This is a genomic window from Paraglaciecola mesophila, assembly GCF_009906955.1.
Classification (GTDB): domain Bacteria; phylum Pseudomonadota; class Gammaproteobacteria; order Enterobacterales; family Alteromonadaceae; genus Paraglaciecola; species Paraglaciecola mesophila_A.
Genome location: NZ_CP047656.1, coordinates 2,291,497 through 2,315,361, shown reverse-complemented (window position 1 = coordinate 2,315,361; position 23,865 = coordinate 2,291,497). Strand labels below are relative to the sequence as shown.

Here is a 23,865-nt window from a genome sequence, read left to right as displayed (position 1 = left end):
GACCCGAAATTTGGTAACAGATATTGGGTCGCGGATTTTTCGCGTTTTATATCCTATGTAAGGATATTATCAGTCGTAATTTTAACCAGGAGCTAGTTAATGGCAACAGTTAACCAGTTAGTGCGCAAGCCACGCCAAAAGCCCGATGCGAAGAGCAACGTAGCGGCATTGCAGGCCTGTCCACAACGCCGTGGTGTATGTACTCGTGTATATACCACCACTCCAAAGAAGCCAAACTCTGCATTACGTAAAGTTTGTCGTGTTCGTTTGACCAACGGTTTTGAAGTTTCTTCATACATCGGTGGTGAAGGCCATAACCTACAAGAGCACAGTGTTGTTCTTATCCGTGGTGGTCGTGTTAAAGATTTACCAGGTGTTCGTTACCACACTGTTCGCGGTACATTAGACTGCGCAGGTGTAAGTTCACGTAAACAAGCCCGTTCTAAGTACGGCGCAAAAAGGCCTAAGTCTTAACGGTTCTCCGTTAGTAAGGCCAAACTAAAGTATTAATTGAGTTTTGGGATACCCCTGAATTCTACGGAGAATTAAGATGCCAAGAAGAAGAGTTGTAGGTCAACGCAAAATCCTACCGGATCCTAAGTTCGGATCGCAGTTACTTGCAAAATTTATGAATGTCGTCATGTTAGATGGCAAAAAATCGACTGCTGAAAAAATCGTTTACGGTGCACTCGACATTGTTGCTGAAAAAGCTGGCAAGTCACATCTAGACATTTTCGAAGATGCATTGGACAACATTCGTCCTACGGTAGAGGTTAAATCTCGCCGTGTGGGTGGTTCTACGTACCAAGTACCAGTAGAAGTTCGTCCTGTTCGTCGTAATGCCCTAGGTATGCGCTGGTTAGTTGACGCTGCTCGTAAACGTGGTGAAAAATCAATGGCTCAACGCCTTGCAGCTGAAATGCTCGACGCTGCAGAAAACAAAGGTTCTGCGGTTAAGAAACGTGAAGACGTTCACCGTATGGCCGAAGCCAACAAAGCCTTCGCTCACTACCGCTGGTAATAAGAGAAAGCTATGGCTCGTAAAACGCCTATCAATCGCTACCGAAATATTGGTATCGTTGCTCACGTCGACGCGGGTAAAACCACGACGACTGAGCGTGTTTTGTTCTACACTGGTTTGTCTCACAAAATCGGTGAAGTTCATGATGGTGCTGCCACCATGGACTGGATGGAACAAGAGCAAGAACGCGGTATTACCATTACTTCGGCGGCTACGACCTGCTTTTGGGCAGGTATGGATAAGCAATACGACCAACACCGCATTAACATCATTGACACGCCAGGACACGTTGACTTCACCATCGAAGTTGAACGTTCTTTGCGTGTTCTTGATGGTGCCGTTGTCGTATTTTGTGGTTCTTCTGGTGTAGAACCCCAATCAGAAACCGTCTGGCGTCAAGCTGACAAATACCAAGTCCCTCGGGTGGTGTTTGTTAACAAGATGGACAGAGCGGGAGCAGATTTTGAACGAGTGGTTGGGCAAATTCGCAAACGACTCGGCGCTAACTGTGTTCCTATTCACCTCAATATCGGTTCAGAAGAGAACTTCAAAGGTGTCATAGACCTCATCAAGATGAAAGCCATTAATTGGGATGAATCTGATCAAGGCATGACGTTTACCTACGAAGCTATCCCAGCTGATTTGCAAGACCGAGCGGACGAGCTACGTACTGAACTTGTTGAAGCGGCTGCAGAGGCCAATGATGAATTGATGGATAAGTATTTGGAAGGCGAAGAGCTAACCGAAGAAGAAATCAAGACAGCATTGCGTCAGCGTACTATTAATAATGAAATAGTGCTCGCAACCTGTGGTTCAGCGTTCAAGAATAAAGGTGTACAAGCCGTTTTAGATGCGGTAATTGAATTTTTACCTGCTCCTATAGATGTTCCTGCAATCACAGGTGTTCTAGATGACAATGAGGAAACTGAAGCTTCACGTCCTGCGGATGATGACGCACCTTTTTCTGCACTTGCATTTAAAATCGCAACCGACCCTTTCGTAGGGACTTTGACTTTTTTCCGTTGTTATTCAGGTGTGGTTAACACGGGTGACAGCGTTTATAACCCAGTCAAAGCGAAGCGTGAACGCTTTGGTCGTATCGTGCAGATGCACGCTAAGGACCGAGAGGAACTGAAAGAAGTTCGAGCGGGCGATATCGCAGCAGCGATTGGTCTGAAAGATGTGACAACCGGAGATACCTTGTGTGATCCGAATCATATCATTACACTCGAACGGATGGACTTCCCAGAGCCTGTTATTTCCATTGCAGTAGAGCCTCGCTCTCAAGCCGACCAAGAGAAAATGGCATTGGCACTAGGTAAGTTGGCAGCGGAAGATCCATCATTTAAAGTTAAAACTGACGAAGAGTCAGGACAAACAATTATATCTGGGATGGGTGAACTTCATCTTGATATCATTGTAGATCGCATGAGACGCGAGTTCAGTGTCGAGTGCAATGTAGGTAAACCTCAGGTTGCTTATCGTGAGACTATTCGCGGTAAAGTCGACGTAGAAGGTAAGTTTGTTCGTCAATCAGGTGGCCGTGGTCAATTCGGACATGTTTGGCTTACAATCGAGCCTAATGAAGAAGGGGCTGGGTACGAATTTATCAACAATATTGTTGGTGGTGTAATTCCAAAAGAATTTATCCCATCAGTTGATAAAGGTATCCATGAACAGATGCAAAATGGTGTGCTAGCGGGTTATCCGGTACTTGACGTAAAAGTTACCTTATTCGATGGTTCTTATCATGATGTTGACTCTTCTGAAATGGCGTTTAAAATCGCTGGTTCAATGGGTTTTAGAAAGGGCGCTGCTGAGGCAAAACCTGTATTGCTTGAACCCACAATGAAAGTTGAAGTTACCACTCCGGAAGACTGGATGGGTGATGTGGTTGGTGATTTAAATCGCCGACGTGGTGTAATTGAAGGTATGGAAGATGGCGTTGCCGGCATTAAAATTGTTTTTGCCAAGGTACCACTATCTGAAATGTTTGGTTATTCTACAGACTTGCGTTCAGCAACGCAGGGTCGTGCATCATATTCAATGGAATTTTTTAATTATTCAGAAGCGCCTAATAATGTTGCGAAAGCCATTATTGACGCTCGTCAATCTTAATAAAGGTCTGGTCCGGTTTACTACATGAGTAGGGCCGGGTTTTTAACTTAGGAAATTTGTAAAATGGCAAAAGCAAAGTTTGAACGTACTAAACCGCATGTAAACGTCGGTACAATCGGCCACGTTGACCACGGTAAAACCACTCTAACAGCTGCAATCACTACTGTACTTGCAAAAGTATACGGCGGTGCTGCATCTGCATTCGATCAAATCGATAACGCTCCTGAAGAGCGCGAGCGTGGTATCACTATTTCAACGTCTCACGTTGAATACGATACTCCTACTCGTCACTACGCACACGTTGACTGTCCTGGACACGCCGATTATGTAAAAAACATGATCACGGGTGCTGCTCAAATGGATGGCGCAATTCTAGTAGTAGCAGCGACCGATGGTCCTATGCCACAAACGCGTGAGCACATCTTGCTAGGTCGCCAAGTTGGTGTACCTTTCATGGTTGTTTTCATGAACAAATGTGACATGGTTGACGACGAAGAATTGTTAGAATTGGTAGAGATGGAAGTACGTGAATTGCTTTCAGAATACGAATTCCCTGGCGACGACTTGCCAGTTATCCAAGGTTCAGCACTTAAAGCCCTAGAAGGCGACGAGAAGTGGGAAGCAAAAATCATTGAGCTTGCAGAAGCACTTGATAGCTACATCCCAGAGCCAGAGCGTGACATCGACAAGCCTTTCCTACTTCCAATTGAAGATGTATTCTCAATTTCAGGTCGTGGTACGGTTGTAACAGGTCGTGTTGAGCGTGGTATCGTAAACACAGGTGATGCAGTAGAAATCGTTGGTATGAAAGATACAACGACTTCAACGGTAACTGGTGTTGAAATGTTCCGTAAATTGCTTGACGAAGGTCGTGCTGGTGAGAACATCGGTGCATTGCTTCGTGGTACTAAGCGTGAAGATGTTGAGCGTGGTCAAGTACTAGCTAAGCCTGGTTCAATCAACCCACACACTCAATTCGAAGCTGAAGTATACGTACTAAGCAAAGACGAAGGCGGCCGTCATACTCCGTTCTTCAAAGGCTACCGTCCACAGTTCTACTTCCGTACAACTGACGTAACAGGTGCTGTAGAGCTTCCTGAAGGCGTAGAAATGGTAATGCCTGGTGACAACTTGAAATTCGTAGTTGAATTGATTGCTCCTATCGCGATGGACGAAGGTTTACGCTTCGCAATCCGCGAAGGTGGCCGCACAGTAGGTGCAGGCGTTGTTGCAAAAATCATTGCTTAATAGCTAGCAAATTGATTTGAAAGGAAAGGCTGCTAAATGCAGCCTTTTTTGTGCTTGCACGTATTGTGTGGCTCCAAGCGGATTATTCCGTGACAAAATCGTCGGGAACGATTTTGAACATGCGAAGCATGGCCTGTAGGGCGTAGGGCAGGACGCCCGGAGTAACGTGGCCGCACAGTAGGTGCAGGCGTTGTTGCAAAAATCATTGCTTAATAGCTAGCAAATTGATTTGAAATAAAGGTCACTTCGGTGGCCTTTTTTTATGCCTGTAAGATAGTTAAAAGTAAAGGTTGAACCCTTCCTTGGTGCTGTGGCCCAGCCTGGCATCCTTGCCAGTCGTTCAACCGGCTGGCGCAGTGCGCCAGAAAGCCTCCGGTTTCACCCTTTTTTGTGCCTGTAAGAAAGTTAAATGTTTAGGGTGTACCCATCCCTGGTGCGTCAGCCAGCCTGGCATCTTTGCCAGTCGTTCAACCGGCTGGTGCAGTGCACCAGAAGGATTCCGGTTTCACCCTTTTTTGTGTCTGTAAGAAAGTTGGGTTTAGAGGTACAACCCGTCCATGGTGATGTGGCCAGCCCGACGTCCCTGTCGGTCGTTCAACCGGCTGGTGCGGTGCACCAGAAAGACTCCGGTTTCACCCATCCCTGGTGCTGTGGCCAGCTTTTAAAGTGCTGCAGCTATATGTAGCTGTGTACAAAACGCCGTCTAACCCGTCCATGGTAGTTGGGTCCAGTGCACACATCCCTGTGTGCCCGTTCAGTCAGGCGGCGCAGTGCGCCTAGATAAACTGACTTCACCCTTGCCAGTCGTTCAACCGGCTGGTGCGGTGCACCAGAAAGACTCTGGTTTCACCCATCTCTGGTGCGTCAGCCAGCTTTTAAAGTGATGCAGCTATATGTAGCTGTGTACAAAACGCGGTCTAACCCGTCCATGGTGATGCAGTCCAGCCTGGCATCCTTGCCAGTCGTTCAACCGGCTGGTGCGGTGCACCAGAAAGACTCCGGTTTCACCCATCCCTAGTGCGTCAGCCAGCTTTTAAAGTGATGCAGCTATATGTAGCTGTGTACAAAACGCGGTCTAACCCGTCCATGGTGATGTGGCCAGCCCGACGTCCCTGTCGCTCGTTCAACCGGCTGGTGCGGTGCACCAGAAAGATTCCGGTTTCACCCATTTTTATCTCTGTAAGAAGGTTGAGTGTAGGTGTCGAACCCAATGATGGTGATAGGGCCAGCTGCTAGGCCAGTGTGATTCTTAACGGTGTATAGCCGACGAGCTTTTAAACTACCAGTGGTATTCGGGGTTTAGTCTTCGGCTAGTTTACTTGCCGATTAATTTAGCCCGATAATGTAGAATGATGTCATGCATTTGGCTCTCTTGCCGATACAAAAATAGCTTTGCTTAATCTTCTCACTCTCTTAAGAACACTAATGAAACAGTTATCTATTAAACAAAAAATAATGCTCACACTTACTCTCTTTGTGTTATTAACCGCCGTGTTCGTCGGTGGCATAAGCATGATGACAGCGAGAAACGCCGTTGAATCGCGCGTGTTAAGTACCGAGTTACCCAACGTTGTTAAGCGTATCGCTAATGAAATCGATAGTAAAATTGTTGCCATGCAGCTTATTGCCACGCAAATCGCTACAGATGCATTTATTTTGCAATGGAATGCGCAAGGCCAGTCTGCGCAAGGGGAGAAAACACTTATTCAAGTGTTAAAAAATGCCGTTAGCAAACACGGCCTAAGTGCTGCTTCTTTTGCTGATAAGCAAACTAATCGCTACTGGAATCAAGATGGCTTTTTGAGAACCTTAAAAGACGATGCAGCCGATGGTTGGTTTTTTGATTATACCCAAAGTAAGCAACCCACTATGGTTAGCGTTTATAGAGATCCAAATACAGGTAAAACGGATCTGTTTGTTAACTATCAGCAACGCAATGGACGAGGACTGTCAGGAACGGCAAAGTCGTTCAAGGACGTGGTGGATTTGCTGGCAAGTTTTCAGTTAGAGCAATCTGGATTTGTATATTTGGTGGATGGTCAGGGGAATGTGCGCTTACACACAGATGCAGGCTTAATTAACCAAGCGGATATAGCAAGCCTTTATGGTGTAAATAACGTTACTAATTTACTAAATGAAAACGACTTTAACTTAGCCGTTATTAATAAAAACGATACCGACTTTATCGTGGCCTCGAGTTTTATACCGAGCATGAACTGGTTTGTTGTAGCCCAAGTACCCTATGATGAAATATTCGCTTCGTTACACAGTGCTACTTGGCACATTACACTTTGGGCTTTGTTGATCGCCGTTATGGCCTGTCTTGCAGCTTGGTTTGTTGCTACTAGTATTACTCAACCTATAAGTCGTTTGGCTCAAGTGTTTATGCGCTTAGGTTCTGGCAATGCTGATCTTACTTATCGGTTGCCAGAGCACGGTCAAAAGGAAGTGGCAGATGTGGCTAAAGGTTACAATCAATTTGTCAGTCAATTAGACCAAACCTTTACTGAGGTGGTGCAAAATAGTGTGGCACTCAAGGACGTAGCGCGTTCATTGCAAAATAAAGCGGGAGAAACCCTAGAAAGTGCGCAACATAGCGATGAGCATACCCAAGATATCTCTATGAATTTGAGCCAAGTAAGCAGTGCTGTCAGCGAAGTGGCGAAAAGCGCGGAGTCAGCGACCTTGGTCGCTGTGCAAATCAATTCAGAGGGAGAGCAAATATCTCAGGTGATTACCAACACTCAGCAAGATATTAATGGCTTGGTGAGTAAAATCAATGATGTGGCAGAGGTCATTCGCTCGCTTAGCAACAACACAGATACCATTGCCAACGTACTGGAAAATATTCAGGCAATTTCAGACCAAACGAATCTGTTAGCACTTAATGCGGCTATTGAAGCGGCCAGAGCTGGTGAGCAAGGCAGGGGGTTTGCTGTTGTTGCTGACGAGGTTCGCACGTTAGCTAAGCGTACTGCGGATTCAACACATGAAGTACAGGCAATCATGCAGGAGCTCAAGGTAACCTCAGCATCCGCAACCAAAGAAATCTCATCTATCATTGAGCAGTCGCAAATCACAGCGAGTTCTATTGGCACAGCACATCAAGTGCTTGAGGCTAATAGCGCTCACTTCAACGATATTACTCACGCGAATCGTTCAGTGGCCGCAGCAACAGAAGAACAGTCTGTCAGTATTGAATTGATTAATCGCAATATGCAAGATATTCGAAGTCGTTCTCAAGAGAACATGCACAAAATTGCTCAGATGGCCGATGAGTCCGGTGGGCTGAACGCGCTTGCGCAACAACTTGATGCGCTGACTCATCAGTTTAATAAAGACAAAAGATAATGTTTTTCCCCAAAGCGATCGGTAAAGCTAGTCGCTTTGGCGGACACGTTGAACGGTTAATTTATCTGCATCGTACAAACTTGCCTTATGTAATAAAGAAGCTAGGTGAATCGCTTCAATTGAGGCGGTTATTTTGGCTTTCTCACCAAAGTCAGACGTTTCTACCTTAAGAGCAAACTCGCGGGTTAAATCGTCTATAACGCCCTGTAAGGCATAAATGTATTCAAGGCTGATATTGACCATGGCAACGCGAGTTTTAGTCCTCACAAGGGGCAGAGCTTGTTTAACGCCACCTCCGTAAGCTTTAACTAATCCTCCTGTTCCCAGCTTGATGCCGCCAGAGTAGCGCACTACTACGGCACAAATTTCGCCAATATTGCTGCCCTGTAGCTGGGCGAGAATGGGTTTGCCTGCGGTTCCGCTTGGCTCGCCGTCATCACTAAAGCCCAACTGCATAGAATCATTTGGCGCGCCTGCAACAAACCCCCAGCAGTGATGACGTGCTTGCGGGTGAGCGTCTTTCATTTGCTGAACAAAGCCTTTGGCTTCTTTAACACCAGATGTATGTGCAAGACAGGTTATAAAGCGGCTGCGTTTTATTTCCTCTTCAAAGGTAACGGTGGCACTAGGAATTAAATACGGAGGAGTAATGGGCATAAACTCTATCGGTTGGCGAAAAAGTGAATTAACGTGAATTATACGTAAAAGGCAAAAAACTGTCTCAAGTGTTTACCTGAGACAGTTTTATTTTTGAACAAACGAGCTTTAATCTAGTGAGTAGACGCTACCCGGTAGAGTACTACCCCGTAGACGCTACCCGGTAGAGTACTACCCTGTATTCCTCATACCCACGGCGATGCCTGCAATGGTAACCATCATGGCACGTTCAAGGGTCGGGTCGGCTTCATCACCTTTGGCTCGGATACGCTCCAGCAATTCTATTTGTAAGAAGTGAAGGGGTTGTAAGTAACCCGCACGAATATTCATGGACTCATTGCCTTTCGGATCGGATTCCATCACTTCTTTTTGCTGTAATACATCCAGCAACAAGCTCATGCTCATATTCAGTTCCTCACGCAGCGCATCACCTAAATGACGCAACTCCTCTGGCACCAAACGTTTGTCATATTCAGCACTGATACGCGGATCTGCTTTGCCAAACACCATGTCTAACATAGAGAAGCGCGAATGGAAGAAAGGCCAATTTGCCAGCATGTCGTCGATAAGAGGACGATGACCGGCATCGATAGCCGTTTGTACTGCCTTCATTGCACCTAACCATGAAGGCAAGACTAAGCGTGTTTGCGCCCAAGCAAAAATCCATGGAATAGCACGTAAACTTTCAATACCGCCACTGGGCTTACGTTTAGCTGGGCGGCTACCAAGTGGCAGTTTACCTAACTCTTGCTCAGGGGTAGCAACCCTAAAATACGGTACAAAGCTCTCATCGTGTCGTACCGTGTTTCGATAGTTATCACGGGCATTAGCTGCTACTTCAGTGATCAAGTCTCGCCATTCTTGCTTTGGTGCTGGCGGCGGAGAAATTAACGCTTCTAAAATTGCGCTGGCATACAAAGAAAGGCTGCGCTGGGCAAGCTGCGGCATACCGAATTTATAGCGAATGGTTTCACCTTGTTCTGTTACGCGGAAACCACCTGATAGCGACCCTGGAGGCTGAGATAGGATCGCAGCATGAGCAGGCAAGCCACCACGACCAATCGTGCCGCCTCGACCATGGAACAAGGTTAATTCAACACCGAATTTCTCGGCAATAGCTACCAGGGCTTCCTGAGATTCGTATTGAGCCCAACCAGCCGCCATGGCGCCAGCGTCTTTCGCTGAATCGGAATAACCGATCATCACGTATTGGTGACCCTGAATATATCCACGATACCAATCGATATTCATTAAGGCATCAATTACGCTTGAAGCGGCGTTCAAGTCGTCTAGCGTTTCGAACAATGGCGCTACAGGCATTGGCCAAGTCACGCCAAATTCACGCAATAACAAATGTACGCTAAGCACGTCTGAGGGCAAACTTGCCATGGAGATGATATAAATACCAAACCCTTCTTCGCTGTGTTGCGCGACCACTTTACAGGTATCAATCACCTCTTGTACGTCAGCAGATGGCTGCCATTTTGACGGAAACAATGGGCGCTTCGAGCTTAGCTCTTTCAGTAAGAAAGCTTGTTTGTCTTCTTCACTCCAATTGGTATAGTCACCCATACCTAAGTGGCGCGTTAGCTCGCTGAATACATCTGCATGACGTTCAGAGTCTTGGCGAATATCTAACTTAAGCAGATGCACACCAAAACAATGCACTCGGCGAATGGTGTCTAATAAACGGCCATCGGCGATGACGCTCATGCCACACGCTTGCAACGAGTTGTAGCACAGCATCAAGGGCGTAAGTAATTCGTCTTTGGTGCTTATCCACTCGTTGTCATCAACGGCTTCACCGTTAAGAAACTCAGCAATACCGTTTTTAGTGTTAGTGAGTTTATTCAAAAGTGGACGTAGCAATGCGCGATACGGTTCAAGTTCGTCTCCGACCTTAGCGCGAATGGTGTCATCACAATCGCTCATCGACAGTTCGACTTGGAGCATGTCTACGTCTTGTGCGAAAAGTTTAGCTGCTCGCTTGCGGGCTAATAGTAATACTTGCTGGGTGACTTTTGACGTAACAAACGGGTTGCCGTCTCTGTCCCCACCCATCCAAGAGCTTAATTTTACTGGCGCAGCATCGAGTGGTAGGGCAAGGTCATATTTCGCTTCGAATTTGGTGCTTAACTCACGTACAAAGTCAGGTACCGCTTCCCATAATGAGTTTTCGATCACTGAGAAGCCCCAACGCGCTTCATCAACTGGTGTCGGGCGTACAGTACGGATTTCTTCAGTGTGCCAAGCTTGCGCGACTAAGTCAGAGATACGGGTGCGTATTTTATCTCGTTCGATGTCAGTTAAGCTAGTCTGGTGTATTTGACGTAAACACTGAGCTAACTCACTGTGTTTATGGATCAAGGTACGACGTGTCACTTCGGTAGGGTGAGCCGTCAATACCAACTCGATGCTAAGTTGATTAACTGCTTTTTCGAAAGTTTCAGCAGATACATTGTCTTTGTCCAAATGATTGAACAATTCTTGAATGGAGTCTTGATCGTGATTGGCACTATTGAACTCTTGCTCTGCAATGTTAGCTAAGTTTAAAAATTGGGAAAATGCACGGCCAACAACAAGCAGTTGCTCGTCTTCGAGTTCACTGAAAAGGGCTTTCAGCTTGTCTGTACAGTCTGTGTCACCTTTGTATGATTCACGACCGTCTAATCTGATGGCTTCTATTCGCTGCAGCCACTCATCCCCTAATTGGGCTCTGATCATGTCCCCTAACGTTGAACCTAGGTTACGTACGGTTTCTTTGAGTTGTGAGTCTAGAATTTTTGGCACTGGTGCCTCCGCTGGAATTATAGAAGTTTAATGATTAATGCTAAAAACAGCCCGTTACCATACTGTTAAAATGGTGAATTGTCTAAAAACCAAAAGTGGTAACTTAGCAACAAGATGCATACTTTTACCTTAAAGTTAGCGGCAGTGGTAGATGTATTTTCATCTGAAAGCTTTCACTATTGATTACGAATAAAACATAGCATCGAGGCTTTTTTAAATCAGCGTGCGCTTTGTGATACCCTGTCGACCAATTTTTATGAAGCAGTGTGATTTTACGCTGTTATTCAAATTTCTAGGAGTCATTGTGTCAGATAAATTTTCAACGATTGAGTTACAAGCCAGCTACGGTATTGGTCTGCAAATGGGTGAACAACTTCGTTCAAATCCTTTCGACGGCTTGGATATCTCAGCGGTTCAAGAAGGCCTCGCAGATGCCTTTAATTTGCAGCCGGCACAAGTCACTAACGATGCGCTACGTGAAGCATTTAATGAAATTCATCAACGCATGCAAGCGGCTAAGAATGCGCAGTTCGCTGAAGCGCAAGAGGCTGGCGAAGCTTTCTTGTCGGACAACGCTAAGCGTGACGAAGTGACGGTAACGGAAAGTGGTTTACAGTACGAAGTGATTAACGCGGGTGAGGGTGAAACACCGACTGCTGCGTCTACTGTGCGTGTTCATTATCACGGCACGTTACTAGACGGAACTGTTTTTGACAGCTCTTATGATCGTGGTCAGCCTGCTGAATTCCCTGTTGGTGGAGTCATTAAAGGTTGGACCGAAGCTCTTCAGCTTATGCAAGTTGGTGCTAAGTTACGTTTATTTGTTCCACATGATCTTGCCTATGGCGAACAAGGTGCTGGCGGTGCCATCGCACCATTTAGTACGCTTGTTTTCGATGTCGAGTTACTTGATATCATCGCATAACGCTAGGTTCGAGCATGTAAAAGCCGGTTCACCGGCTTTTTTTATGCCTAATTATCACCAGCCAGTCAAAATGGCATGAAAATTTGCGTGTTTAACAAACTGTTAAAACACCTGACGGCTTTTTGCTGGTAAAATAATCGAATATTTAGCAGTGTTCTTTGATAATTGAGGAAAGTGAATGATTGATATAACTGGCGATCGTGGCAGCAATGTCAAAAACGATGTGCTATCCGGGATTACAGTTGCGTTAGCACTTGTACCTGAAGCGGTCGCGTTTGCGTTCGTAGCGGGTGTGGAGCCGATGGTTGGTTTGTATGCGGCCTTTATGATGGGCTTGATAACGTCTGCAATAGGCGGGCGTCCCGGTATGATTTCTGGTGCCACCGGCGCTATGGCTGTTGTTATGGTGGCGTTGGTTGCACAGCACGGTGTGCAATATTTATTTGCTGCAGTGTTGTTGGCAGGCTTACTGCAAATTCTAGCAGGGGTATTCAAGCTAGGAAAATTCATTCGTTTGGTACCGTATCCCGTTATGCTCGGTTTTGTGAACGGGTTAGCGATCGTTATTTTCCTTGCTCAGCTAGGACAGTTCAAAATAACCAATAGCTTAGGCGAGCTAGAATGGATGCAGGGTAGTGCATTGTATTATATGCTGGGCCTTGTAGGGCTGACGATGGCGATTATCTTCTTACTGCCTAAATTGACGAAAGCAGTGCCAGCCTCACTAGTGGCGATTGTCACCGTGACGCTTTTAGTACATGGCTTAGATTTAGAAGCTCGCACGGTTATCGATTTTGTTCGCGACATGCTGCCTGCAGAGCAAAAAGCCAGTGCGACCCTTGCTGGTGAGTTACCGACCTTTGCTATTCCTATGGTGCCATTCAACCTTCAAACTCTATATATCATTCTGCCTACCTCAGTCATTCTGGCTTTAGTTGGTCTAATTGAATCTCTATTAACCTTGTCTCTTATTGATGAAATGACCGATACCCGTGGTAGTGGTAATCGTGAGTGCGTAGGACAAGGCGTCGCCAACACGGTAAACGGTGTATTTGGTGGCATGGGCGGCTGCGCCATGATTGGTCAAAGTATGATCAATATTAACTCTGGTGGCCGTGGGCGTTTGTCTGGTATTACAGCGGCAGTGGTACTGCTTGGCTTTATCTTGTTTGCAGCACCGTTAATTGAAATGATCCCCTTGGCTGCCTTGGTTGGTGTGATGTTTATCGTTGTTATTGGCACCTTTGAGTGGGCCTCATTCCGTATTATTCGCGGTGTGAATAAAGAAGATGCATTTGTATTGTTTCTCGTCACTGCGGTAACCGTTATCGCTGATTTGGCCATTGCTGTGGTCGTTGGGGTTATAGTGTCGGCATTAGTGTTTGCTTGGAAACACGCTAAACACATCTCAGCTAAGACCCACACTGATAATGATGGCTGGAAAGTATACGAGCTGCAAGGGCCGCTGTTTTTTGGTTCGGTTTCTTATTTTAAAGATTTGTTCGACCCACAAAATGATCCGCAAGATGTGGTCATTGATTTTAATGAGTCCCGCGTGTGGGACTCATCAGGTGTTGATGCGATTGATTCGTTAGCCGATAAATATCAGCAACAGGGTAAGAAATTACATATCAGACATATATCAGCAGAATGCCGAGCTTTAATGAATAAGGCTCAGGGGTATGTTGAAATGAATCTGAATGAAGACCCGCGCTATAAAATTGCGACGGACAAACTGGGTTAGTCTAGACAGTAGATTTCGAGTGTAAAACGAAAAAACCGCTGAAGTGTCTTCAGCGGTTTTTTCATAAGTGTTTAAAACATCTCTAATTCATCGGCTTGGGTCATTCCAAGCTCTCGCAATTCTTGTCGCAATTTGTAGCGATCGTGAATGGCTTCAATCTCTCTCCACTTTCTTTTTGTTGTTTTCGTTTTAGTTGGGCGGGATTCGGTATCAATTACAGTTAATAATTCAGATGTATCCATTGAGATCTCCATTATTACTTATTGTATAGCATTGAAATCGTTGAGCTTTCCATTAGTGATTAAATGAAAATCTCAAATAATATTTACCATAGGCAGGACTAAAATAGAATACATTTTTTAACTTTATATTAACGTTTGGTGAAGTTTTTTTGACAGAGAAAGGCGCTAAAGTGAGCAATCAATAGGGGTGTAGCTTAGTTTTGTATATTATTTCATCATAAAAAGATGAGTTCTAATTTTAGTGGTTGATTATTTTTTGTACATATAAGGTTCATTTTGCTTTTCTCAAGCGCAATTTCTGTTTCGCGCGTTAAATTTGCCTCTTGATTAATCATTCAAAGTTGCCATGCTACGGGCAAAGTACAGCAATCGTAGTATCGTATATGGAAATAATGTGGCTTTTATTCGCCTTTGTGGGCGGCTTAAGTATGAAGCAGTTGGGGCTACCGCCGCTGATTGGCTTTCTTGGGGCAGGCTTTTCGCTAAACTATTTCGGTTTTGAAAATTCTGACAACCTGCAAGCACTTGCCGATCTTGGTATCACCTTAATGTTGTTTACCATAGGTTTAAAGCTCAATGTACGGGATTTACTTAAACCTGAAGTGTGGGTCGCTAGCGCCCAGCACATGCTGATTTGGGTATTACTGGTTACAGGCGTCATTTATGGTTTAACGTATCTCGGTTTATCGTATTTTGCAGGAATGACATTACAGCAGGCAGCGCTGCTGGCGTTTGCGTTGAGTTTTTCCAGTACGGTTTGCGTGGTGAAAATTCTCGAAGAAAGCGGAGAAATGAAAACCCGCCATGGCAAAATAGCCATAGGTGTGTTGGTTATGCAGGATATCTTCGCGGTATTGTTTTTAGTCATCGCTGCAGGAAAAACCCCAACCCTGTGGGCGTTTGCTTTATTTGCCTTGTGGTTCGCTCGCCCCATACTCTATCGAATTATCAACAGCGCCGGCCATGGTGAATTGTTACCGCTAACTGGTTTTTTGTTCGCATTAGGGGGCTATTACGTCTTTGATCTTGTTGGTGTTAAAGGGGATTTAGGCGCGCTCATTTTAGGTATGCTAATCGCTCCTCATGCAAAAGCCGCAGAATTGAATAAATCACTCTTGAGTTTTAAAGACTTATTCTTGGTGGGCTTTTTCTTATCTATCGGATTAATCGCCTTGCCGGACATGGAAATGGTAATGATAGCGCTACTGCTTTGTGTGTTAGTACCACTAAAGTTTTTGCTATTTTTTGCCACGTTTGTGCAATTCAAATTACGCGCTCGTACGGCCTATTTGTCAGGGTTGGTACTAAGTAACTTCAGTGAATTTGGGTTAATCGTCGCTGCCTTGGCGGTAAGCTCAGGCTGGCTTAGTGCCCAATGGTTGGTCATTGTCGCGCTGGCGGTATCGTTTTCTTTTGTGTTCACCAGTCTGCGCTATAAAACAGCACATAGTCAGTATTTAAAACTGAAAGAGTCCTTACGCCAATATGAAAGTAATGTGCGATTGAAAGAAGACATATATCAGCAACCCGACGGCGCAAGCGTTCTGCTAATCGGTATGGGGCGGGTTGGGAGAGGTGCCTTTGGAGCGTTGCTCCCCTCTCTAGGTGATGAACTGTGCGGCGTAGATGCTGACCCGCAACGGGTGCGTAAACTGCAAGAAGATGGATTAAAAGTGATTGTCGGCGATGGGGAAGATGCCGACATGTGGGAGAATGTTGATACCACAGATATTCAACTTATTTTGCTGGCATTACCGTCTGTTGATGATATTGCCCATATCACGCAACAACTACGTGTTGCTCAGTACCAAGGGAAAATAGCTGCTATCGCTCGTTATGACGATGAAGTAGAAAAGCTGATGTCAACGGGGACAGATTATGTGTTTAACATGTTCACCGAAGCAGGAGCTGGCTTGGCAGAAGAAAGCCTGCGGATGTTAAGTGCAGAGGGGAAATATCAAGTGAACGCTTAACGTCTGATACACACTCTTTTACCTATTCATGAGCGGCATGGGTACTCGCCTGTGCTAGCATTCGTTTTTTATTACTCGTAAAACATACATGATTTAAGGTGGTAGAATGAGATTGTTAGGGCTTTTCGTTGCACTAGTGAGTATATCAGTGTCAGCTGTATCCAGTGACCTTGGGGCAGCAGAATCTAGCGTTGTGAAAGGGGCGGATATTGCCTCTTTGAAATACGATGCCACGTTAAGCGAGATTACCTATCCTTTTGACGTTGAACATTTCACCGTCGAATCTCAAGGGCAGTCGCTCGATATGGCCTATATGTATTTACCAAGCACGGGCACTAAACCCGTAGTGGTATTGCTTCATGGCAAGAACTTTAATGGTGCCTATTGGCAACAAACTGCAAGATATTTGCATCAGCAAGGCTATGGTGTGTTGATCCCTGACCAGATAGGTTTTGGTAAATCAGCTAAGCCCACTGAGTATCAATACTCGTTTGCGGCACTGGCCAGCCATACTAAAGCATTGATGTCCTCGCTGGATATTAAAGAAAGCATCATATTAGGGCACTCTATGGGCGGCATGTTAGCCAGTCGCTTCGCACTACTTTACCCAGAAAGTACTTCAAAACTGTTGTTGGTTAATCCTATTGGGTTAGAGAACTATTTACTCTACAGCCAATATAAGGATGTGGACTTCTTTTATCAGCAAGAATTAAAGAAAACCGCCAAATCAATTCAGGCGTATCAACAGAAAAATTACTATGCCGGTCAATGGAGTCAAAGGTATGCAGAACTAACCTACTTTATGATTGGTCAAGTACAAGGACCTGACAAAGACACTATTGCCCAAGTAAACGCGCTAACCTATGACATGATCTTTACCCAGCCAGTCATTGACGAGTTTAGTCATATAAAAGTGCCCACACGGTTAATTTTGGGCACTCGAGACCGGACCGCCCCAGGGCGAAATTGGCAAAAAGCTGGAAATACGTATGAACTAGGCCGTTTTGATAAGCTTGGAGAACGCGTGGTGCACACGTTACAAGACGGCAAACTATACCAATTATCTGGTCTAGGGCATTTACCACAAGTTGAAGACTTTGAGCGTTTTAAAGCGGTGTTAACGCAAGCACTACAATAAAGCTCTTCTAGGCTGTGCTAATTTAATACAGCGCGGGGGATAGTAAATTGAAGGCGCAGCCATGATATTTAGTCCCACTCAAAGTGGGGCGTTGCGCGGTGTTGATTAAATCAGGATAATCTAATTAACGAATCAAGTGGCACTGTATTTATGGGCATTCCTTTTATCAGAGAACAAGAACTCAAGTCACTTTGCCAAAGCGAAGCGTTATCTCATGCTTTGTTTTCTGTGGATTATTTAAAAGGATTAGTTTTTGCGGTGGCCTCAGCCCCCGAAATACCCATGCCTGAAGTGTGGTTACCATGGATTTTTCGCCAGCACGGGCAGGTGCCAGATACCCAGACCGCGGATAAGCTTACGGATTTGCTTATGAGCTTGCTACAACATCAGTTACGTTTAATGCGCGACGAGCAGGTGACGTTAGATAGCGCATATGTATTGCCGGAAAATGCACAATGTGTGCAAAGCGGTGACTTGGCGCTATCGAGATGGTGCAGTGGTGTACTAGCAGGACATAGCCGGCTTGAAACTGTGTGGAATAACGCTTGGCAAAAAATGCAGAAAAAGAGCCCGGATGCTATGCAAGCAGCGGCTAAAGATTTGACCCATTGTTTAACCATGCTAAGTACGTTTGCGGATTTGCCGTTAGCCTATGAGCAAGCCAAAAAGCGTCAAAATGAAGAGCAATTTGTATTATTACTCCCCACTGTGTTTTTGTCTTTACAGCCTGCCCTGAAAACCTATGTCGGGTTGTCGGGCAAGTTAGTGGAGTACTTGCCAAATCAGTTTGAAACCTTTAGTCAGCCCAGTAAATAAGCTTATTTTTTCGCTTGTTGCTTTAATTCATAATCGAGTTCCTGAGGGGAGATAATTAAACCTTCTTCATCTTGATTCGGAAATACGGCAATAAAAACATCATCCTCTTCTAGCCCTTGTGTCCAGCTCGCGTACCACTTTTCAAGAGGAATTGCTTTCGGTTCACAGTCTTGCCACTCACCCGTTGCCCACAATTGAGCAAATTCTTGATTCGGCCATACAGGTGCACAGTCTTCGTCTTCGCTGTTAAGCATAACGCAGCCATCTTGATCTGTGAGGATCCAGATTTGTTTGTGACTAACCACTTCTTTTACTAAATAGCGCAGGCGCTCTTCTGGGGTGTAACGTTCAATTCTGTCGATGCTATCTTGACTAAGACTCATAAGAGATACCTTTTATACATAATAATGGCTGATCTTAACTGAAGGTGAGTTCTATACCAATGGCTTTCAACGGGAGCTTCAAAACCAGTAAGGCTCGCAATTGCTTACGAAGCTGCCAAACAACATAAGTCTCGTCCTGCCGCTTTTGCTTGATGCATAGCGGTGTCTGCTCGGCCTAACCATTCAAAACTGGTTTCATCAAATTGATATTCGGCTAAACCTATTGATACGGTGAGGTGTATGCCTTTTTCAAATTGAAAATCGTTTATGGTTTCGCGAATATTTTCTGCAAGGTTAATTGTCTGTTCCAAATCGTTATTCGCCAATACCACAAATTCTTCTCCGCCAAAGCGAAAAAGGTGCTGATCAGATGACAATAGGTGCTCTATCAAGGCTGCGGTTTGAGCCAAAATGTTATCACCGCAGGCATGGCCTTGTTGGGTGTTAATCTTTTTGAATTCATCTAAATCAATCAGTAATAGGCTGGCTTTACGGTGCGAGGGGCGCTGGCGCTGTAATTGCACAGTGGAAATTAATTGCTCTTCCATTGCTCTGCGGTTTCCTACGCCCGTTAAAGGATCTTTGTAGGATAGAATCATCAATTGCGCCTGCTGGTACAGCATGCGATCTGCAAACGCATAGCTAAATATAAAGGTAATTAAGCTAGAGAAATAAAAGCGTACGTTATCCAACAGGCTGATGTCTGAAAACAACAGACAACCAATCAAGGTTACGGTGAAAGCACTTAACAATGCGGCGATGTTGGGGGGAAGAATAAAGAATAGACAGATGATCGCTGGGTAGGTCCAAACGATTTGGTCAGGACCTTTCAGCCAAATTGTGCCTGAAGCAATGAACATGCAGGTGATTGACAACAACCAGCGGGCCAATAAGGTACGTTTTGTCAAATAGACATAAGCGAATAACCCGCTGGTAATTGCAATGGTGCTGAAATTTAATAGGGCTATGTGCCAATCTTGATTATAAATCCGAATAATCAAAAAGGGCAGAATACACAGTGCACCGGCGGCACTGATGGACATCACTATCTGTTCTTCTGAGGAGCGTTTCTGGTATTTCATCACGCTCTAACTTCCTTATAAACGATTAAACTGTTTTAGCGCTATATCTCTATACTAATGAGCTTCGATGGTAATGCCAGTGTTAGAAGACCTAATATGGCATTTTTTTTACTATTGGGAAAAAAGCTAATTCGGGCGATTTACCAATTAGTAACGTTTTCGTTCCAAAAATAACACTCAGTCAAAATATAATTTGGTAATGTTTAGTTATTATCTTTTTATATTTGGTTTATCTTTGTTTTATATCATTAAATAAGGATACGACTTTGCCATGCAAAATAACCACTTGATCGAAAATGCGAAATTCCTTTCACCGAAACGTAATAGCACCACCGCGACCAGTATCGATGAACTAAGCCAAGAACAGCTAAGCCATTTTGGTATCGATATACAAAGTGAATATGGACAAGCGCTATTTCAGATGTCCCGGCATTTGTATCATGCTCAGGCTGATGTTAATCAGCTGTGGAAGGTCACAAACGACACATTAGCAGGACTAAAGCACCAGGATAAAGTGGCATATTTCAATGCTAAAAAATTCCTCTCTTTCCAAATCGCCAAAATCCTCGATACGTTGCAAAACCCATTCAGAGCCACCTATCAGAGCATGAGCAATCAAGTAGGCGCTGGGTTAGCGAAACATCATTACCCCTTATTTGATAATGTCACCGCACTTTTTTCTGCGACGCCTGTGGTGGTGCGCACCGCGACTTATGTATACGCCTGCACTGAGTGGGTTGATGATGCCTTTCAAGGAAAAGAGTCTACACACCAAATCTATTCACGTTTACTTAACCCAACTAATATTTCCTTGGCGAATGCCATAGTTGATTTAGAAGCTGGCCCGTACGCGCAAGATTATTTAGCGTGGAACTTTAATTCAGGCATGGCCGCCATTGACGCTTTGCTATCAAATGTATTAAGCCATGGCGATGTGCTGATCGTATCGCGTAATGTGTATGGTGGCGTTTACCAATTACTGCATGATTATTTTGCCCGTGAGAATAGACTCGATATTCAATTGGAATGGTTCGATGGATACTCAAGGGCAGAGTTTACGGCATTTTTAGCTGAGGTGAAAAGCAAGCATGGCGAGCGCTTAGCGAGGCAGTCTTTGCATGTTTATCTTGAATCTCCCTGTAACCCTCATGGCTATGTACTGGATATCGCGGGTATTAGTAAAGTCAGTCACAGCGAGGGGCACTTAGTGATGCTTGACTCAACCCTTGCCACCCCTGTTTTACACCAACCATTGCAAAGAGAAGATGAACAAGAGCGCCCTGACTATGTTGTTCACAGCTACACTAAGGATATATGCGGTAGCGGGGCAACAACGGCTGGGGTGGTGATAGGGCAGGGATATCGCATGTTTCAAGCAAAGGGGGATAGCGTGAATGGTTATCACTGGTCAAAAACCATGTTTTGGGACGTGTATTACATAAAAGGCGCATTTTTAGATTCTGAAAAAGCGTTCGATGTATTAAATGGCATGAAAACCCTAGAGATGCGCATGCTGCAAAAAGTAATCAACACCTCTGTTTTCAGTCATTTTATGGCTTCACACCCAGACTTGAACGTTAATTGCCATGCGGTTGAGGGCCACGCGAATAGTGAGCTACGTGCTAGTCAAATGCGCAATGGTTGGTGTTGTCCGCTTTTTACTATGGATATGCAGCGAGCGGATATTGACCGAGATACCTTCGTGCGCTTTTTCGATGCCCTCGAACCTGCATTTAGCCATCAAGTCAGTATTGGTCAAAGCAACACGATTATTTTGTGTCCTGCGCTGACGTCTCATTCGGAGCTAGATGCGGATACGCAACAAAAAGGTGGAATTTATCTGACCACCATGCGAGTCGCTATGGGCACAGATAACGTGAAAGCATTAATCGGTCATTTGATCAACAGCGCGCGATTACACATTGACCCTGTGTATCCAGGCTTTAGTGAGCAGTTTATGTCCCCTGATCAGGTAGACAGTCTGTACCAAGACGTGGCGACGCGCGTGATGAAACAGCAACTGGCCTCACTGGGAAACATGCAACAGTGGATTGACTGATTCCTTTAGGGGGAGATGCACGAGACTTTGCGGAAACTGAGCTGAAATCTACCCATTCTTTACCTATACTGAGCGGCTGTTAACACAATTACACTGTCGCTCGTTTCCTTTTCATGGTTTGTGGACGTCATGGGTTTCTTTTTCAGCTAGGTCAAAGAAATCAGGCTCACGTTCATTCTGCATTGGAGTTTTCGAAGGCAAAAGGAATACGCCATGTCAAATAGCCTTCATCATATCGCGGATAATACTCAAGCACAGCAGGATAGCCTCGCCAGTATATTTGGCTTTAATCAGTTTCGCACAGGCCAGCAACAGGTTGTTTCCCAGCTACTGGGTGGCCATTCATCTCTTGCTATATTTCCCACCGGCTCAGGTAAATCCTTATGCTACCAATTTTGCGCGGTACACTTACCTCATTTGACGTTAGTGGTATCGCCATTATTGGCTCTTATGAAAGACCAGTTAGCGTTTTTGCAAACCAAAGGGATCCCAGCCGGTAGTATTGATTCAACGTTAAGTCCAGATGAGCAACGCAATACCATGGAGCGGGTACAAAACGGTGAAATCAAGATTTTAATGGTATCGGTGGAGCGCTTTAAGAATGAGCGTTTCCGCCAGTTTATCGACAGCGTCCCAGTATCGATGCTCGTCATTGATGAAGCACACTGTATTTCTGAATGGGGGCATAATTTTCGACCCGACTACTTAAAACTACCGGATTATAAAGCGCAACTGAATATCCCTTTGGTCTTGCTGTTAACCGCCACGGCAACGAAAAAAGTTAAACTTGATATGGCCAAGCGCTTTGCCATCGCACCTGAGCACATAGTGCAAACAGGCTTTTATCGAGAAAACTTAGATCTGAATGTTATCCCTACTCAAGAACAGCAAAAAGCCTCAACTCTTTTACAGCTCATTAAACAGCAACAAGGTTGCGGTATTGTTTATGTCACCTTGCAACATACTGCAGAGCAAGTCGCCGCGGGCTTGGCGGCCTCTGGTGTGTTGGCTAAAGCGTATCATGCCGGGTTAGGCGATGAGGTTCGTCAGCAGGTACAGCAAGATTTTATGCTCGGTCGCACCCAAGTGGTGGTGGCTACGATTGCATTTGGTATGGGGATCGACAAGTCAGATATTCGTTTTGTGGTGCATTATGATTTACCTAAATCAATCGAGAATTACAGCCAAGAAATTGGTAGAGCAGGTCGAGATGGTCAACCTTCGCGTTGCATCACACTGGGCAATTTGGATGGCCTGAACACAGTAGAGAATTTTGTTTATGGTGATACCCCTGAATTACAAGGGATCCAAATTGTATTAGACGATATTAGCCAAGGTATTCAAAGCCGCAACACACAAGCTCTGAGTAAAACCACTGCTGATATTAACTTTGACGGCCAATGGGAAGTACAAATTCACAGCCTTTCAACCCATAGCAACATTCGGCAACTACCGCTAAAAACGCTTTTAGTTCAGCTAGAACTTATGGGGATTGTTCGCCCGCAATATACCTACTTTGCTGACGTACGCTTCAAGTTTTTACAGGATAAAGCCGATGTTTTGGCGCGCTTTGATGAAAAGCGTCAAGCTTTTTTAAACAGCGTATTCGACCACACCGACTTTAAGAAGGTGTGGGGCAGTTTGAACTTCGACACCTTATATGAGCAAACCGGAGCCGAGCGCTCTCGCGTGGTAGCGGCACTAGAGTACCTTCAACAGCATCAACTGATTGAACTGCAAACCAAGCAAATGACTGAGGTATATCAAGTCAATAGTACGGCGATAGAGCAAGCTGATTTAGCCGAAACACTACATGGTTATTTTAGCGAAAAGGAACAAAAAGAGTTGCAGCGTATCGCTATGTTAGTGCGCTTTTTTCAGTTAGATAAATGCCTGAGTCACAGTTTGTCGCGCTACTTCGATGATCAAAATGCACCAATACAATGTGGGCACTGTAGCGTATGCCGTGGGCAGGTAGCGCATTTTCAGGTCACCAAAGAGGTGAGTGATATAGATGAACTTGCGGTGGCCGAAGCGATGCAAGCGTTAGCCGCGCACATCGCCGGAAAAGTTGAGTATCAACTTGGTGAAGACACCTACTGCCGTTTTCTAACGGGCATGACAATGCCTTTATTCACACGCTTAAAAATACGACAGGTAAGGGGATATGCGCTGTGCGAAAAAAACCGTTATTTAGCTGTCAAAACGATAGTAAGAAATATCTTGGCAACGTAATTCGTTCGCAATTTTTTAATAGAGTCAGTGCTCATGACAATTGCTGTTATACGAGCCCTGTTATTTTTAATTTTTGTCAGGGG

17 protein-coding genes are annotated in these 23,865 nt (G+C 45.0%); 12 read left to right on the top strand and 5 right to left on the bottom strand.

The window, feature by feature from the left end:
• The first annotated feature begins 99 nt into the window (after nucleotides 1-99).
• From rpsL to FX988_RS09780, 5 genes are all read left to right on the top strand, one after another.
• Nucleotides 100-474, top strand: coding sequence for a 30S ribosomal protein S12 (gene rpsL, locus FX988_RS09800; protein WP_006992809.1), 375 nt, complete (start codon nucleotides 100-102; stop codon nucleotides 472-474).
• 76 nt (nucleotides 475-550) lie between these two features.
• Complete coding sequence (rpsG, locus tag FX988_RS09795; RefSeq protein WP_160179543.1) at nucleotides 551-1,021, top strand: 30S ribosomal protein S7; 471 nt, start codon at nucleotides 551-553, stop codon at nucleotides 1,019-1,021.
• Nucleotides 1,022-1,033: 12 nt separating this feature from the next.
• The gene (gene fusA, locus FX988_RS09790) at nucleotides 1,034-3,139 is read left to right on the top strand and encodes an elongation factor G (protein ID WP_160179542.1); all 2,106 of its coding nucleotides are present in this window, start codon (nucleotides 1,034-1,036) and stop codon (nucleotides 3,137-3,139) included.
• A gap of 63 nt (nucleotides 3,140-3,202) precedes the next feature.
• Complete coding sequence (tuf, locus tag FX988_RS09785) at nucleotides 3,203-4,387, top strand: elongation factor Tu (RefSeq protein WP_013752621.1); 1,185 nt, start codon at nucleotides 3,203-3,205, stop codon at nucleotides 4,385-4,387.
• Between the two features lie 1,425 nt (nucleotides 4,388-5,812).
• Nucleotides 5,813-7,738: a methyl-accepting chemotaxis protein gene (locus FX988_RS09780; RefSeq protein WP_201751648.1), complete on the top strand. Its 1,926-nt coding sequence runs from the start codon at nucleotides 5,813-5,815 to the stop codon at nucleotides 7,736-7,738.
• A gap of 27 nt (nucleotides 7,739-7,765) precedes the next feature.
• Here FX988_RS09780 and FX988_RS09775 read toward each other — a convergent pair whose 3' ends face one another.
• Nucleotides 7,766-8,395 carry a YigZ family protein gene (locus FX988_RS09775; protein WP_160179541.1) on the bottom strand — a complete coding sequence of 210 codons (630 nt, stop codon included), beginning with the start codon at nucleotides 8,393-8,395 and terminating at the stop codon, nucleotides 7,766-7,768.
• Nucleotides 8,396-8,566: 171 nt separating this feature from the next.
• On the bottom strand, nucleotides 8,567-11,185 hold the full coding sequence (gene ppc / locus FX988_RS09770; RefSeq protein WP_160179539.1) for a phosphoenolpyruvate carboxylase: 2,619 nt from the start codon (nucleotides 11,183-11,185) through the stop codon (nucleotides 8,567-8,569).
• 304 nt (nucleotides 11,186-11,489) lie between these two features.
• Here ppc and FX988_RS09765 point away from each other — a divergent pair, with 304 nt between their 5' ends.
• Together FX988_RS09765 and FX988_RS09760 are read left to right on the top strand one after the other, a co-directional pair.
• On the top strand, nucleotides 11,490-12,110 hold the full coding sequence (locus FX988_RS09765) for an FKBP-type peptidyl-prolyl cis-trans isomerase (RefSeq protein ID WP_160179537.1): 621 nt from the start codon (nucleotides 11,490-11,492) through the stop codon (nucleotides 12,108-12,110).
• A 178-nt stretch (nucleotides 12,111-12,288) separates the two neighbouring features.
• On the top strand, nucleotides 12,289-13,854 hold the full coding sequence (locus tag FX988_RS09760) for a SulP family inorganic anion transporter (RefSeq protein ID WP_160179535.1): 1,566 nt from the start codon (nucleotides 12,289-12,291) through the stop codon (nucleotides 13,852-13,854).
• 71 nt (nucleotides 13,855-13,925) lie between these two features.
• On the opposite strand, the gene FX988_RS09755 is transcribed toward FX988_RS09760, so the two are convergent.
• Entirely contained in the window at nucleotides 13,926-14,096 is a 171-nt protein-coding gene (locus tag FX988_RS09755) for a DUF3545 family protein (RefSeq protein ID WP_007987496.1), read from the bottom strand.
• A 383-nt stretch (nucleotides 14,097-14,479) separates the two neighbouring features.
• Here FX988_RS09755 and FX988_RS09750 point away from each other — a divergent pair, with 383 nt between their 5' ends.
• The 3 genes from FX988_RS09750 (at nucleotide 14,480) to FX988_RS09740 (ending at nucleotide 18,023) form a co-directional block, all read left to right on the top strand.
• The gene (locus tag FX988_RS09750) at nucleotides 14,480-16,069 is read left to right on the top strand and encodes a cation:proton antiporter family protein (RefSeq protein WP_201751647.1); all 1,590 of its coding nucleotides are present in this window, start codon (nucleotides 14,480-14,482) and stop codon (nucleotides 16,067-16,069) included.
• A gap of 106 nt (nucleotides 16,070-16,175) precedes the next feature.
• Entirely contained in the window at nucleotides 16,176-17,207 is a 1,032-nt protein-coding gene (locus FX988_RS09745; protein ID WP_160179531.1) for an alpha/beta fold hydrolase, read from the top strand.
• Nucleotides 17,208-17,357: 150 nt separating this feature from the next.
• The gene (locus FX988_RS09740; RefSeq protein WP_160179529.1) at nucleotides 17,358-18,023 is read left to right on the top strand and encodes a UPF0149 family protein; all 666 of its coding nucleotides are present in this window, start codon (nucleotides 17,358-17,360) and stop codon (nucleotides 18,021-18,023) included.
• 2 nt (nucleotides 18,024-18,025) lie between these two features.
• Here the strand turns inward: FX988_RS09740 and FX988_RS09735 are convergent, their stop codons facing one another.
• Both FX988_RS09735 and FX988_RS09730 read right to left on the bottom strand, forming a co-directional pair.
• Entirely contained in the window at nucleotides 18,026-18,406 is a 381-nt protein-coding gene (locus FX988_RS09735; protein ID WP_160179527.1) for a DUF2750 domain-containing protein, read from the bottom strand.
• 104 nt (nucleotides 18,407-18,510) lie between these two features.
• Nucleotides 18,511-19,488, bottom strand: a complete 978-nt coding sequence (locus FX988_RS09730; protein WP_160179526.1) for a GGDEF domain-containing protein — start codon at nucleotides 19,486-19,488, stop codon at nucleotides 18,511-18,513.
• Between the two features lie 271 nt (nucleotides 19,489-19,759).
• On the opposite strand from FX988_RS09730, the gene FX988_RS09725 reads away from it, so the two are divergent.
• Nucleotides 19,760-21,547: a trans-sulfuration enzyme family protein gene (locus FX988_RS09725; RefSeq protein ID WP_160179524.1), complete on the top strand. Its 1,788-nt coding sequence runs from the start codon at nucleotides 19,760-19,762 to the stop codon at nucleotides 21,545-21,547.
• Between the two features lie 213 nt (nucleotides 21,548-21,760).
• Entirely contained in the window at nucleotides 21,761-23,782 is a 2,022-nt protein-coding gene (locus FX988_RS09720; RefSeq protein WP_160179522.1) for an ATP-dependent DNA helicase RecQ, read from the top strand.
• Nucleotides 23,783-23,865: the final 83 nt, after the last annotated feature.

Bases quoted from the DNA above. Each gene is read 5' to 3' on its own strand.
- fusA (WP_160179542.1), top strand. From the start codon at position 1,034: ATGGCTCGTAAAACGCCTATCAATCGCTACCGAAATATTGGTATCGTT.
- FX988_RS09740 (WP_160179529.1), top strand. From the start codon at position 17,358: ATGGGCATTCCTTTTATCAGAGAACAAGAACTCAAGTCACTTTGCCAA.
- FX988_RS09780 (WP_201751648.1), top strand. From the start codon at position 5,813: ATGAAACAGTTATCTATTAAACAAAAAATAATGCTCACACTTACTCTC.
- FX988_RS09760 (WP_160179535.1), top strand. From the start codon at position 12,289: ATGATTGATATAACTGGCGATCGTGGCAGCAATGTCAAAAACGATGTG.
- FX988_RS09720 (WP_160179522.1), top strand. From the start codon at position 21,761: ATGTCAAATAGCCTTCATCATATCGCGGATAATACTCAAGCACAGCAG.
- rpsG (WP_160179543.1), top strand. From the start codon at position 551: ATGCCAAGAAGAAGAGTTGTAGGTCAACGCAAAATCCTACCGGATCCT.
- FX988_RS09755 (WP_007987496.1), bottom strand. From the start codon at position 14,096: ATGGATACATCTGAATTATTAACTGTAATTGATACCGAATCCCGCCCA.
- FX988_RS09725 (WP_160179524.1), top strand. From the start codon at position 19,760: ATGCAAAATAACCACTTGATCGAAAATGCGAAATTCCTTTCACCGAAA.
- FX988_RS09750 (WP_201751647.1), top strand. From the start codon at position 14,480: ATGGAAATAATGTGGCTTTTATTCGCCTTTGTGGGCGGCTTAAGTATG.
- FX988_RS09745 (WP_160179531.1), top strand. From the start codon at position 16,176: ATGAGATTGTTAGGGCTTTTCGTTGCACTAGTGAGTATATCAGTGTCA.
- FX988_RS09735 (WP_160179527.1), bottom strand. From the start codon at position 18,406: ATGAGTCTTAGTCAAGATAGCATCGACAGAATTGAACGTTACACCCCA.
- tuf (WP_013752621.1), top strand. From the start codon at position 3,203: ATGGCAAAAGCAAAGTTTGAACGTACTAAACCGCATGTAAACGTCGGT.
- FX988_RS09775 (WP_160179541.1), bottom strand. From the start codon at position 8,395: ATGCCCATTACTCCTCCGTATTTAATTCCTAGTGCCACCGTTACCTTT.
- FX988_RS09730 (WP_160179526.1), bottom strand. From the start codon at position 19,488: ATGAAATACCAGAAACGCTCCTCAGAAGAACAGATAGTGATGTCCATC.
- rpsL (WP_006992809.1), top strand. From the start codon at position 100: ATGGCAACAGTTAACCAGTTAGTGCGCAAGCCACGCCAAAAGCCCGAT.